The organism is Pseudomonas sp. RV120224-01b, assembly GCF_003208145.1.
Lineage (GTDB): Bacteria > Pseudomonadota > Gammaproteobacteria > Pseudomonadales > Pseudomonadaceae > Aquipseudomonas > Aquipseudomonas monteilii.
In genome coordinates, this window is sequence record NZ_QKMQ01000022.1 from 35088 (window position 1) to 47420 (window position 12333).

Annotated in this window: 12 protein-coding genes; 7 read left to right on the plus strand and 5 right to left on the minus strand. The window is 61.6% G+C overall.

Annotation, left to right across the window (positions count from 1 at the left end; translation table 11 throughout):
- Positions 1-46: 46 nt before the first annotated feature.
- The gene (gene gloA / locus N436_RS25680; RefSeq protein ID WP_105948401.1) at positions 47-574 is read right to left on the minus strand and encodes a lactoylglutathione lyase; all 528 of its coding nucleotides are present in this window, start codon (positions 572-574) and stop codon (positions 47-49) included.
- 226 nt (positions 575-800) lie between these two features.
- Positions 801-1160, minus strand: coding sequence for a histone-like nucleoid-structuring protein, MvaT/MvaU family (locus N436_RS25685; protein WP_016711134.1), 360 nt, complete (start codon positions 1158-1160; stop codon positions 801-803).
- A 361-nt stretch (positions 1161-1521) separates the two neighbouring features.
- On the opposite strand from N436_RS25685, the gene N436_RS25690 reads away from it, so the two are divergent.
- Both N436_RS25690 and cobF read left to right on the plus strand, forming a co-directional pair.
- Positions 1522-2811 carry an OprD family porin gene (locus N436_RS25690; protein ID WP_105948402.1) on the plus strand — a complete coding sequence of 430 codons (1290 nt, stop codon included), beginning with the start codon at positions 1522-1524 and terminating at the stop codon, positions 2809-2811.
- 67 nt (positions 2812-2878) lie between these two features.
- Positions 2879-3622 (plus strand): precorrin-6A synthase (deacetylating), encoded by a 744-nt coding sequence (gene cobF / locus N436_RS25695; protein WP_110742270.1) that lies wholly within the window; start codon positions 2879-2881, stop codon positions 3620-3622.
- Positions 3623-3675: 53 nt separating this feature from the next.
- Here the strand turns inward: cobF and N436_RS25700 are convergent, their stop codons facing one another.
- Positions 3676-4026, minus strand: a complete 351-nt coding sequence (locus N436_RS25700) for a response regulator (protein ID WP_105948404.1) — start codon at positions 4024-4026, stop codon at positions 3676-3678.
- Positions 4027-4273: 247 nt separating this feature from the next.
- On the opposite strand from N436_RS25700, the gene N436_RS25705 reads away from it, so the two are divergent.
- Genes N436_RS25705 through N436_RS25725 form a run of 5 tightly spaced genes read left to right on the plus strand, consistent with a single transcriptional unit; the run spans position 4274 to position 10773 of the window.
- Positions 4274-7741 (plus strand): response regulator, encoded by a 3468-nt coding sequence (locus N436_RS25705; protein ID WP_110742271.1) that lies wholly within the window; start codon positions 4274-4276, stop codon positions 7739-7741.
- Complete coding sequence (locus tag N436_RS25710; RefSeq protein WP_019099468.1) at positions 7738-8559, plus strand: protein-glutamate O-methyltransferase CheR; 822 nt, start codon at positions 7738-7740, stop codon at positions 8557-8559. Before N436_RS25705 ends, N436_RS25710 begins: the two co-directional genes overlap by 4 nt.
- Entirely contained in the window at positions 8556-9131 is a 576-nt protein-coding gene (locus tag N436_RS25715) for a chemotaxis protein CheB (protein ID WP_105948406.1), read from the plus strand. The genes N436_RS25710 and N436_RS25715 overlap by 4 nt, the downstream gene beginning before the upstream one ends.
- The gene (locus N436_RS25720) at positions 9125-10351 is read left to right on the plus strand and encodes a hybrid sensor histidine kinase/response regulator (RefSeq protein ID WP_105948407.1); all 1227 of its coding nucleotides are present in this window, start codon (positions 9125-9127) and stop codon (positions 10349-10351) included. The genes N436_RS25715 and N436_RS25720 overlap by 7 nt, the downstream gene beginning before the upstream one ends.
- A 44-nt stretch (positions 10352-10395) precedes the next feature.
- Complete coding sequence (locus tag N436_RS25725; protein ID WP_016711125.1) at positions 10396-10773, plus strand: response regulator; 378 nt, start codon at positions 10396-10398, stop codon at positions 10771-10773.
- 110 nt (positions 10774-10883) lie between these two features.
- Here N436_RS25725 and N436_RS25735 read toward each other — a convergent pair whose 3' ends face one another.
- Both N436_RS25735 and N436_RS25740 read right to left on the minus strand, forming a co-directional pair.
- Positions 10884-11465, minus strand: a complete 582-nt coding sequence (locus N436_RS25735) for a TetR/AcrR family transcriptional regulator (protein WP_104835068.1) — start codon at positions 11463-11465, stop codon at positions 10884-10886.
- 12 nt (positions 11466-11477) lie between these two features.
- Positions 11478-12326 (minus strand): 3-hydroxybutyryl-CoA dehydrogenase, encoded by an 849-nt coding sequence (locus tag N436_RS25740; protein WP_105948408.1) that lies wholly within the window; start codon positions 12324-12326, stop codon positions 11478-11480.
- Between the last annotated feature and the right edge of the window lie 7 nt (positions 12327-12333).

A 12333-nucleotide genomic window follows, 5' to 3' on the forward strand; every position in this document is an offset into this window, starting at 1 on the left:
AAGGGGCCGGGAGTTCCCGGCCCGACGAGCGCACGGCGATGAACGCTTAGCCTTTGAGCTCGGTTGGCTGGATCACTTCCACCCAGTAACCGTCCGGGTCCTTGACGAAGGCCAGGTGGTTCATGCGCCCGTCCTGCAGGCGTTTCTGGAACGGTACGTCCAGCGCTTCGAAGCGTGCACAGGCGGCGCGCACGTCCGGCACCGAAATGCAGATGTGGCCAAACCCGCGCGGGTCGGTGTTGCCGTTGTGGTAGGCAAACCCGGCATCGATTTCGGTGCCGTGGTTGTGGGTCAGCTCCAGTACGCCAGGGATCGACTTCATCCACTGGTGGCGTGCGGCGTCATCGGCAGGGATCTGCGCCGGGTCGACCAGGGCCAGGAAATACAGGCTGAAAGCGGCTTCGGGGAAGTCGCGCTTGTCCACCAGGCGAAAGCCCAGCACGCGGGTGTAGAAGTCCAGCGATTTCTCGATGTCCTTGACCCGCAGCATGGTGTGGTTGAAGACGAACTGGGCGGTGGCGGTGTCTGGCTGGGCGGTGACGCCAGGCAGGGTTTGCAGATCGTGCAGGCTCATGGGAACTCCTGAGACGGGGCCGGGCGCAAGGGTACCGGCAAAACGGACAGGCTGGCCATGATACGGCAGTGCGCCGATAGCGCAAATGAAAGCGCCCTGCACAAGGCAGGGCGCTGGAATTAGAGGCCCGCATGTGCGGGCGCGTGATGGGGTCGCTAGTCCTTTAGCTGTCTCGATACTGAGCCAGTCCTTGTGAAAAAAGTGTGAAGTGCGCGTGGACGTTTCATCAGCGTACCCAGCTTTCTACCGTCGCGGCGCCGTACTGTTCTTTCCAGGCCTTGAGCCCGCGGTGGTTGCCGCCTTTGGTCTCGATTCGCTCGCCGGTGTGCGGGTTTTGATACACCTTCACCACGCGTGGGCGGCGCTGTTGCTTGGGCGCGGCGCCGGATACCCGGGTCACGGCTTTCGGGTCGAGGATGGCGATGATATCGCGCAGGTTCTTGTCATAGCTTTTCATCAGGCCGACTAGTTTCTGCTCGAATTCGATTTCGCGTTTTAGGCCGGCATCCTTTTTCAACGCTTCCAGTTGCGCCATCTGTTCCTGGAGCGCTTTTTCGGCAGCACGAAACTCTGCAAGTCTGGACACTGTAATCACTCCTGTACGTCGGTCGTGGCAGGGCGTGACGAACATTGAAGAAGAATGAAAACGCCGGCCACGCGGGTGGGTTCTGCTGTTCGCTGATATCGAGTGTAGTCATTCATGGGTACTGGGTAAACTGCTAACTTTTTGTAAGTAAGTTGGGAACTTTCCTAGTTTTGCGTGCGTTATTTCGCCGGTTTTCTGCGGTGACCTGCCGGGGCGCTTAGACCATGGTCCAATGGCCCGTGCCAGAGCCTTTGCGCGATCATTTCAGATGATGGCCGGCTATTGTTCTGGCCTGTCGCAGTACCGTGGCCAACGCGTGCCACAGGTTGTTAACCCGTTTTTATTCTGGATGTTTCCTCGCATGTTTGCCCCTTTCCCCCTCGCCCCCGGGCGCCGTGTTGCCGGCCTGTTCCTGTTGTGTGCCGGCGTCAATGCCCAGGCCGCCGGTTTTCTGGAAGACAGCAGTGCCAAGCTTGAAGCACGCAATGTCTATTTCAACCGGGATTTTCGTGACGGCCACAGCAGTTCCAGCCAAGGTGCGTCCAAGCGCGAAGAGTGGGCACAAGGCTTCATCCTCAATGTGCAGTCGGGTTATACCCAAGGCCCGGTAGGTTTTGGTGTGGATGCTCTGGGCATGTTCGGCTTCAAACTGGATTCCAGCCCGGCCGACAGTAACAGTGGTTTGCTGCCGTCTTCCGGCCACGACCCACGGCACTCGGCCGACCAGTACGCGAAGATGGGCCTGGCGGCAAAGGTCAAGGTCTCCAACACCGTGCTCAAGTACGGTTCGATGATGCCGGATGTGCCGTTGCTCAAGTACAACGATGGTCGCCTGCTGCCGACCATGTTCCATGGCGCCATGCTCACCTCTGAAGAACTGCACGACCTGAAGTTCACCCTGGCTCGCCTGGACAAATACACCGCCCGGGATTCCACCGACCGCCAGGACATTCGCGTGCACTGCAAGAACAAGCGCTATGCCTGCGATATCGAGGCCGACCACTTCGACCTGGCCGGTGTCGATTATCGTTTCAACGAGCGCTTCAGCGCCCAGTACCAGGTGGCCAAGCTGGAGAATATCTACCGCCAGCACTTCCTCGGTCTGGTGGCCAGCCAGCCGCTGGCAGCAGGCAGCCTGTCGGCCGACCTGCGCCTGATCAAGAGCGACGACATCGGCAATGCCCGCGCCGGGGCAATCGACCACCGCGCCTTCAGCGGTATGCTCGGCTACAGCCTGGGAGGCCACAAGCTCAGCGCCGGCTGGCAGCGCATGTATGGCGACAGCGCCATGCCGTACCTGGATGGCAGCAACCCGTACCTGGTCAACTATGCCCAGGTCAACGACTTCGCTGCCGCCCAGGAGCGTTCCTGGCAAGTGCGCTATGACTATGACTTCAAGGCGCTGGGTGTGCCCGGCCTGACCTTCTTCACCCGTTACATCAACGGCGACAACATCAAGGTGCCGGGCAGCACGGCCGAAGGCAAGGAATGGGAGCGCGACACCGAGTTCAAGTACCAGGTGCAAAGTGGCACGTTCAAGGATGTCAGTGTACGCCTGCGTAATTCCACTTACCGCAGTAATTACGAGAAGTGGGCGCGTGACATGGACGAAACACGGGTAATTGTCAGCTATAACTTCTCGATCTTCTAAGCGACCGCTTTGCCAAATACCAGCAGCCAACTGACAATGGCGGCTGGTTCCCGCAAAGGGCAGGGCAATGAAAAACCTGTTGTTGATCGGCATCGGCCCGGGTGACCCGCGCCAGGTTACCTATGAGGCAGTCGATGCGTTGCGAAAAGCCAGTGTGTTCTTCGTGCTCGAAAAAGGTAGCGACAAGGATGAACTGGTGCGTCTGCGCAAGGGCATTCTGCAACGCTACCGGCCTGAGGGCGGCTATCGCCTGCTACAAGTAGCCGACCCTTTGCGCGATGGCCGGGCGGACGATTACCTGGCTGCGGTGCAGGGCTGGCACCGGCAGCGGGCTGCGCTGTATGCGCAGTTGATCGAACAGGAAATTGACGACGGCGAAACCGGCGCTTTTTTGCTGTGGGGCGAGCCGACCCTGTACGACAGCACCTTGCGCGTACTCGATCTGGTCCGCGAACGTGGCCTGGCGCTACGCCTGCAGATAGTCCCTGGCATCAGCAGTGTGCAGGCGCTGGCTGCACGTCATCAGGTGCCACTCAACCGCATTGGCGAGCCGCTGACCGTGCTACCAGGGCGGCGCCTGACCGGGCAGGGGCCAATCGACAACGTGGTGGTGATGCTCGACGGGCAGTGCGCGTTTGCCCAGCTGGATGACCCGGCGTTGGTCATCTACTGGGGCGCTTACCTGGGGACCGAGGATGAAGTGCTGATTGCCGGGCCGTTACAGGCGGTGAAGGCGCAGATTCTGGAAGTGCGTGAGCGGGAACGGCGGCGCAAGGGGTGGATCATGGATACCTACCTGTTGCGCAGGTAGTTGTGAGGTGTATTGCCTGTGCCCGCGAAGAAGCCGGTACAGGCAACCCCATCTCAAACCGGGCCGAGGATGGCCACCACCTTGTCCCGCAACTGGTCGATACTGAACGGCTTGCCGATCATGTGCATGCCCTCGGGCACATTGAGGCTGTCTGCATAACCGCTGGCGAACAGCACAGGCAGTAGAGGGCGCAATTCGCGCGCCTTGCCGGCGAGCACTTCGCCACGCATGTCCGGCAAACCCACATCGGTCATCATCAGTGCCAGCGCCTGGCTCGGGTCTTCGAGCACCCGCAGGGCGGCTGCGGCGTCTTCTGCCTCGATCACTTCGTAGCCCAACTCATCGAGCACTTCGACCATCAGCATACGAACGATGTCGTCGTCTTCGACTACCAGAAGGTGCATGGTTCGGGTCCTGTGCAATGAATGTCTTTAATCTGTGCACCGGGCGGCACCAGAAGTTCCCGAGGATACCGATCCATGCAATCAGATGGAACGATTGGCGCACGCCACCTTCAAATACTGGCTAAATGCCCTGCCAGACCCGCCAAAGCTGGTTAGACTCGCTTAACAGGACGGTGCAGTGGCAGACAACGACAACGATTGATCAGCCACGCTTTTCAATGGACTTTTCTTGCTCGGGCCCTTTCACATGATGCAATCAGCCTTGATGGACCAACGAAGCTTTCGCAAGCTGTTGAGCCGCAACATCGGTCTTCCGCTGGGGGTGGGCCTGCTGGGTGCCGTGGCCTTTGTCGCGGTGATCAACTATCTGCTGTCGGCCATGCAGTGGGTTGAGCATACCGACCGGGTGATCGGTAATGCCAACGAAACGGTCAAGCTGTCGATCGACATGGAAACCGGCATGCGCGGCTTCCTGCTTACCGGCGACGAGCGTTTCCTCGACCCCTATGAGGTGGCCAAACCGCGTATTCTCAGCAGCCTGCAGGGCCTGCGCAGTATGGTCGAAGACAACCCGCAGCAGGTCGACCGCATCGACCGGTTGATTGCCCTGCAGCAAGCCTGGAACAACTTCGGCAGCGAGATGATCGCCCTGCGCCGTAGCCAGGGCGATTACCAGGCGTCGATCGGCAATGGCCGGGGCAAGCGCCTGACCGACGAAATCCGCAAGGAATTCGACGGCCTGATCGGCACCGAACAGCAACTGCGCATGGCCCGCAACGAGAAAGTCAGCAGCGTTACCGTCACTGCCATTTCGGTGTTCGTGCTGTTCATCGTCGGCCTCAGCGCCATGTTGGCCTATCTGGGCCGGCGTGACCTGCTGGCGTTGTCGGGCAGTTACGAAGAAAACTTCAAGGCCCAGCAGCGTGCGGCCGAGCGCCTGGAACACCAGGCCTGGCTGCGCAATGGCCAGACCCGACTGGCCGAGCAGGTGCTGGGGCAACTGACGCTGTCCATGTTGGGTGACAACATCCTGCGCTTCTTTGCCGACTACCTGGGAAGTGTGGTGGGGGCGGTGTATGTGCGCGATGAGCATGGCCGCCTGGTGCGCGTGGCCACCTATGGCCTGAGTGCTGAAGAGCAAGCCCGGGAGCAGGTAAAGGGCGATCATGACGGCCTGCTGGCTCAGGCCGTACGTGAAGGGCGCCTGCTGCATCTGGAAGACCTGCCGGAAGGGTATTACCAGCTGAGTTCCGGCCTGGGCAGTGGCCTGCCACGCAGTGCCGTGTTGCTGCCAGCCAGCAACGACGGGCAGATCAATGGCGTGCTGGAACTGGGCTTCCTGCGCCCATTGGACGACCGCGACGCCGAAATGCTGGAACGCATCGCCGGCAACCTTGGCATTTCCATCGAAAGTGCCCGCTACCGCCAACGCCTGCAGGAAGTGCTGGCCGAAACCCAACAGCTGAACGAAGAGCTGCAGGTGCAGCAGGAAGAGCTGAAAACCGCCAACGAAGAGCTGGAAGAACAATCCCGCGTGCTCAAGGAGTCTCAGGCCCACCTTGAAACCCAGCAGGCGGAGCTGGAGCAGACCAACGAGCAGTTGTCCGAACGCACAGAGGCGCTGGACCTGAAGAACGACGAGCTGATGCAGGCTCAGGACGAACTGCAGGCGCGCGCCGACGAGCTGCAGCGCTCGAGCAAGTACAAGTCCGAGTTCCTGGCCAATATGTCCCACGAGCTGCGCACGCCGCTGAACAGTTCGCTGATCCTGGCCAAACTGCTGTCGGAAAACGCCGAAGGCAACCTGAGCGATGAACAGGTCAAGTTCGCAGATTCGATCTACTCGGCCGGCAATGACCTGCTCAACCTGATCAACGACATTCTCGACATTGCCAAGGTCGAGGCCGGCAAGCTCGAGGTGCGCCCTGAAAGCACCCAGGTGGAGCGCCTGGTCGAGGGCCTGCGCGGCATGTTCGAACCGCTGGCCGGGCACAAGGGGCTGGCCTTCGAGGTAAACGCTGAACCGAATGTACCCGCCACCCTGTTCACCGACCGCCAGCGCCTGGAGCAGATCCTCAAGAACCTGCTGTCCAATGCCATCAAGTTCACCGAGCGTGGCCAGGTGAGCCTGAACATCGGTTACCAGGCTGGCACTGGCATTGTCTTCGCTGTGCGCGATACCGGCATTGGCATTGCCGCCGACCAGCAGCAGGCCATTTTCGGTGCCTTCCATCAGGTCGACGGTACCAGCAACCGCCGTTACGGCGGCACCGGGCTGGGCCTGTCGATCTCGCGCGACCTGGCGCATTTGCTGGGCGGGCAGATCAGCGTTGACAGCAGCCCTGGCAAAGGCAGTGTATTCAGCCTGATCCTGCCAGAGCACTACGAAAGTGTGGGGCACAGTGTGGAGCCCCTCAGCCTGCGCCCGGCGGTCGACACCCTGCCGCCTGCCCCCCAGGTGCCGGTGGCGGCTGCGCCAAAACGCCCGCTGCCGGCGTTTGACGACGACCGTGAGCGCGCACCGTTCGGCAACCGCTGCATCCTGGTGATCGAAGACGAACCCAACTTCGCCCGCATCCTCTTCGACCTGGCCCATGAACTGGGTTACAGCTGCCTGGTGGCGCAGGGCGCCGACGAAGGGTTTGAGCTGGCCGCCCAGTACATCCCCGATGCGATCCTGCTGGACATGCGCCTGCCCGACCATTCGGGCCTGACGGTATTGCAGCGCCTGAAGGAGCAGGCCAGCACCCGGCACATCCCGGTGCATATCATTTCTGTCGAAGACCGGGTCGAGGCCGCCATGCACATGGGCGCTGTCGGCTACGCGGTCAAGCCCACCAGCCGCGACGAGCTGAAAGAAGTGTTCGCCCGCCTGGAGGCCAAGCTGACCCAGAAGCTCAAGCACATCCTGCTGGTGGAAGACGACGACCTGCAGCGCGAAAGCATTGCCCGCCTGATTGGCGACGACGACGTGGAAATCACGGCCGTGGCCATGGCCCAGGACGCCCTGGAACTGCTGCGCGAGAACATCTACGACTGCATGATCATCGACCTCAAGTTGCCCGACATGCTCGGTAACGAGCTGCTCAAGCGCATGACCGCCGAGGATATCCGCTCCTTCCCGCCGGTGATCGTGTATACCGGTCGCAACCTGACCCGCGAAGAAGAAGCCGACCTGCTCAAGTATTCGCGTTCGATCATCATCAAGGGTGCACGCTCGCCGGAGCGCCTGCTGGACGAAGTCACGCTGTTCCTGCACAAGGTCGAGTCGCAGTTGTCCAATGAACGCCAGCGCATGCTCAAGACTGCACGCAGCCGCGACAAGGTGTTCGAAGGCCGCAAGGTACTGCTGGTGGACGATGATGTGCGTAACATTTTTGCCCTCACCAGTGCCTTGGAGCACAAGGGCGCGATTGTGGAAATCGGCCGCAACGGGCGTGAAGCCATCGAGCGCCTGGAGCAGCATGACGACATCGACCTGGTGCTGATGGACGTGATGATGCCGGAAATGGACGGCTTCGAAGCCACCCGCCTGATCCGCCAGCAACCGCGCTGGCGCAAGCTGCCGATCATCGCCGTGACCGCCAAGGCCATGAAGGATGACCAGCAGCGTTGCCTGCAGGCCGGGGCCAATGATTACCTGGCCAAACCGATCGACCTGGACCGCCTGTTCTCGCTGATCCGTGTATGGCTGCCGCAACTGGAGCGAATTTGACTAGCGAACGTAACACCGACATCGAGATCCGCTTGCTGATCGAGGCCATCTACCTCAAGTACAGCTACGATTTCCGCAACTATTCCGGCGCTTCGATCAAGCGCCGGATCCTGCACGCGCTGCGCCAGTTCGACTGCCTGACGGTGTCGGCGCTGCAGGAGCGCGTGCTGCACGACCCGGGCATGTTCATGCAGTTGCTGCAGTACCTGACGATCCCGGTCAGCGAAATGTTCCGCGACCCGGGGCACTTCCTGGCGCTGCGCAATGAAGTGGTGCCGCTGCTGCGCACCTGGCCTTCGATCAAGGTGTGGATTGCAGGCTGCAGCACGGGGGAGGAGGTGTACTCCATGGCCATCCTGCTGCGCGAGGAAGGCCTGTTGGAGCGCACCATCATCTACGCCACCGACATCAACCCGCATTCGCTGGACAAGGCCAAGCAGGGTATCTACTCGATGCAGAGCATGCGCGAGTACGCCGAAAACTACCGCATCGCGGGTGGGCGCAGGGACTTTTCCGAATACTACACGTCGGCCTACGGCAACGCCATCATGGACAGCACCCTGCGTGACAACGTGACCTTCGCCGACCATAGCCTGGCCACCGACAGCGTGTTTTCCGAAACCCAGCTGGTGTCATGCCGCAACGTGCTCATCTATTTCAACAAGGAACTGCAAGACCGCGCCCTGGGCCTGTTCCATGAATCCCTGTGCCACCGAGGCTTCCTGGTGCTGGGCAGCAAGGAGTCGGTGGACTTTTCGGCCTACAGCGACCGGTTCGAGCCGCTGGTCAAGCCTGAACGGATCTACCGCAAATCATGAACGGCGTACGCGCGGTGGTGATCGGCGCCTCGGCGGGCGGCGTGACGGCGTTGTTCACCGTGCTCGGCGCGTTGCCCGCCGGCTACGGCATCCCGGTGGTGTGCGTGCTGCACCTGCCGGATGACCGCCACAGCCAGTTGGCCGAGGTGCTGCAACGGCGTTTGCAGCGCCCGGTGTGCGAGGCTCGCGACAAGCAACCGCTGAAGCCCGGGCAGGTGTATGTGGCCGGACCTGGCTACCACTTGTCGGTGGAGCGCGACTTCACCCTGTCGCTGAGCCAGGAGCCACCGCGGCATTTTTCCCGGCCATCGATCGATTTCCTGTTCATGTCGGCGGCTGACGCCTACGGTGACGGCCTGCTTGGCGTGCTGCTTACCGGTGCCAATGAAGATGGCGCCGAAGGGCTTGCCTACATCAAGAACAGCGGGGGCCGGACCATCGTCCAGGACCCCCGTGACGCACAGGTTGCGCTGATGCCTGAGGCCGCCCTGGCCCTGCACCAGCCTGACCATATACTTTCTCTGAGTGGCATCGAGCAGTTGCTCGCCGCCCTGGAACCCAGCGCATGCTAAGCCACACCATCGCCAAACTGTTGATCGTCGACGACCTGCCGGAGAACCTGCTGGCCCTCGACGCCCTGATTCAGGGCGAAGACCGCGAGGTGCATCAGGCCCAGTCTGCAGAGGCCGCGTTGTCGCTGCTGCTCGAACACGAGTTCGCCCTGGCCATCCTCGATGTGCAAATGCCAGGCATGAACGGCTTCGAGCTGGCTGAGCTGATGCGTGGCACGGAAAAGACCCGCAACATTCCCATCGTCTTCGTCACCGCGGCCGGGCGTGAGATGAACTATGCCTTCAAGGGCTACGAAAGCGGGGCGGTGGACTTCCTGCACAAGCCGCTCGACACCCTGGCGGTGAAGAGCAAGGTGTCGGTGTTCGTCGACGTGTACCGCCAGCGCAAGGTGCTCGACCGCCAGTTGCAGGCGTTGGAGCGCAGCCGCCAGGAGCAGGAACTGTTGTTGGCCCAGTTGCAGACGGCGCGAGGCGAGCTGGAGCATGCCGTGCGAATGCGTGATGACTTCATGTCGATCGTCGCCCACGAGGTTCGCACGCCGCTCAATGGGTTGATCCTGGAAACCCAGCTGCGCAAGATGCACCTGGCACGCGGCAACCTTGCAGCGTTCAGTGGCGAGAAGCTGCAGGCAATGGTCGAGCGCGATGAACGGCAGATCAACAGCCTGATTCGCCTGATCGAAGACATGCTCGATGTGTCGCGTATCCGCACCGGCAAGCTGTCGCTACGGCCCAAGTCCTTCGACTTGAGCCAACTGGTAAGTGGCCTGGTGGAGAATTTCGCTGCCCAGGCCACTGCGTTGGACACGCGTATCGAGCTACAACGTTGCGAACCGCTGCACGGTGAGTGGGACGAATTTCGCATTGAACAAGTGGTGGTCAACCTGTTGTCCAATGCCTTGCGATATGGTGAGCGCAAGCCGGTGCTGGTACGGGTGTTCGAACAGGACGGCCTGGCGTGCGTGCAAGTGCAGGACCAGGGTATCGGCATTGGTGCGGCCAACCAGCAGCGCATTTTCCAGCAGTTCGAGCGGGTGGCCACCCAGCAAGCCAGCGGCGGGTTGGGCTTGGGGTTGTATATATCGGAACAGATCGTGCAGGCCCATGGCGGGTGCATCCGGGTCGACAGTGAAGAGGGCAAGGGTGCCACTTTTACCTTGCAACTGCCGCTGGCAACCTACGAACAACAAAACGACCAGGCGCGGGCAACCTCTGCATGAGCCTGGGGTCTGATGGCCAACTGTAAGCATTTCAAGGCGTTAACATGAGTGAAGATGCACAAGATGTGGTGCTGATCGTCGAGGATGAACCGGCGATTCGCATGATTCTGCGTGACTACCTGGCGGGCGAGGGGTATCACGTGCTGGTGGCCGAAGATGGCGAGCAGGCGTTTGCCATCCTGGCCAGCAAACCGCACCTGGACCTGATGGTGACGGATTTCCGCCTGCCGGGTGGTATCTCCGGGGTGGAGATTGCGGAGCCTGCGGTGAAGTTGCGGCCGGACCTGAAGGTGATCTTCATCAGTGGCTACCCGGCGGAGATTCTGGAATCGGGCAGCCCGATCACTCGCAAGGCACCGATCTTGGCCAAGCCGTTTGACCTGGATACCTTGCACGAGCAGATCCAGAGTCTGCTGCGTTAACCTGCGCCGGCCTCCTCGCGGGCAAGCCCGCTCCCACAGGTACTGCACAGGCATCCGACCCGGTGCGGTCCCTGTGGGAGCGGGCTTGCCCGCGAAGAGGCCGGTACAGGCTACCGCAGGGTTCGCTCAATACCCCCTACCAACATACTCTCCATCAACCCCAGCCCCTGCTCCTCAGGCAGCGCCTTCAACATCCCCGGCAACTGGTTGAGCAGCGTCGCCACCACATGCGCCGTCGCCACCAGGGCTTCCCCTTGCAGCTTCGCCTGCGGCGCGATCAGCCTCAGCAGCCCCGCCTCATAACGCGAACGCAACAACGCCAGACGCGCCCGCTGCTCGTCACTCAGGCAGCACAAATCCCGCTCGGCCAGCCGAAACTGCATGGGCCGCTCGGCATGCAACTGCCAGTGCGCCGCAATCAGGCAGCTCAACGCCGAGGCCCCGCGCGCCATGGCCCGGCGGCCTTGGTCCAGGGTGGCCTGCAGTTCCTCGTACAACTCCTCGATCAGGTCGTACAGCAAGTCCTGCTTGCTCGGGAAGTGATGGTACAGCGAGCCTGCGGTCAGCCCCACATGGGCCGCCAGCTCGCGCATGCTGACCTGGCCAAAGCCCTTTTCGGCAAACAGCGCCATGGCCCGGTCACGTCGCTCTTCAAAATTGGCACAGCGCATTGCGGCATTGACCGGGGGCATGGTGCAGGGTCCTCAATAGGTGAAGAAGCCGCGACCGCTCTTGCGCCCCAGCCAACCGGCCGCGACCATTTCCTTGAGCAGCGGGGCAGGGCGGTACTTGCTGTCGTTGAAGCCCTCATGGAAGGCCTCCATGATCGCCAGCAGCGTGTCCAGGCCAATCAGGTCGGCCAGGGCCAGTGGGCCGATGGGCTGGTTGCAGCCCAGGCGCATGCCGGTGTCGATGTCCTCGGCGCTGGCCAGGCCCTCCTGGCGCACGAAGATCGCTTCGTTGATCATCGGCACCAGGATGCGGTTGACCACGAAGCCCGGGCGGTTGCCGGCGGTGATCGGTGTCTTGCCGACCTTTTCGGTCACCACCAGCGCCTGGGCATAGGTGTTGTCGCTGGTCTGCAGGCCGCGAATGATCTCCACCAGCGCCATCATCGGCACCGGGTTGAAGAAATGCACACCAATGAAACGCTCGGGGTGCTCGATGCTGGCAGCCAGCTGGGTGACCGACAGCGACGAGGTGTTGGTGGCAATCAGGCAGTCGGCAGTGACGTTGGCCGCCACCTGCTGCAGGATGCGTTGCTTGAGCTGCAGGTTCTCGGTCGCGGCCTCGATCACCAGCTGTGTACCGTTGAGCTGGCTATAGTCGGTGCTGGTGCGAATGCGGGTCTTGGCGGCTGCGGCCTTGTCCGCATCCAGGGTGCCTTTGCTGACCTGGCGCTCGAGGTTTTTGCTCAAGGTGGCCACGCCGCGCTCCAGTGCTGCGTCGGACACGTCCACCAGCAGCACTTGGTAGCCGGCCACTGCGCACACCTGGGCAATGCCGTTGCCCATGGTGCCGGCGCCGATCACGGCGATTTGTTCAATGCTCATGTGTCAG

Coding starts and splice junctions, on each gene's coding strand:
- gloA (WP_105948401.1), bottom strand. CDS start 574: ATGAGCCTGCACGATCTGCAAACCCTGCCTGGCGTCACCGCCCAGCCA.
- N436_RS25690 (WP_105948402.1), top strand. CDS start 1,522: ATGTTTGCCCCTTTCCCCCTCGCCCCCGGGCGCCGTGTTGCCGGCCTG.
- cobF (WP_110742270.1), top strand. CDS start 2,879: ATGAAAAACCTGTTGTTGATCGGCATCGGCCCGGGTGACCCGCGCCAG.
- N436_RS25700 (WP_105948404.1), bottom strand. CDS start 4,026: ATGCACCTTCTGGTAGTCGAAGACGACGACATCGTTCGTATGCTGATG.
- N436_RS25705 (WP_110742271.1), top strand. CDS start 4,274: ATGATGCAATCAGCCTTGATGGACCAACGAAGCTTTCGCAAGCTGTTG.
- N436_RS25715 (WP_105948406.1), top strand. CDS start 8,556: ATGAACGGCGTACGCGCGGTGGTGATCGGCGCCTCGGCGGGCGGCGTG.
- N436_RS25720 (WP_105948407.1), top strand. CDS start 9,125: ATGCTAAGCCACACCATCGCCAAACTGTTGATCGTCGACGACCTGCCG.
- N436_RS25725 (WP_016711125.1), top strand. CDS start 10,396: ATGAGTGAAGATGCACAAGATGTGGTGCTGATCGTCGAGGATGAACCG.
- N436_RS25735 (WP_104835068.1), bottom strand. CDS start 11,465: ATGCCCCCGGTCAATGCCGCAATGCGCTGTGCCAATTTTGAAGAGCGA.
- N436_RS25740 (WP_105948408.1), bottom strand. CDS start 12,326: ATGAGCATTGAACAAATCGCCGTGATCGGCGCCGGCACCATGGGCAAC.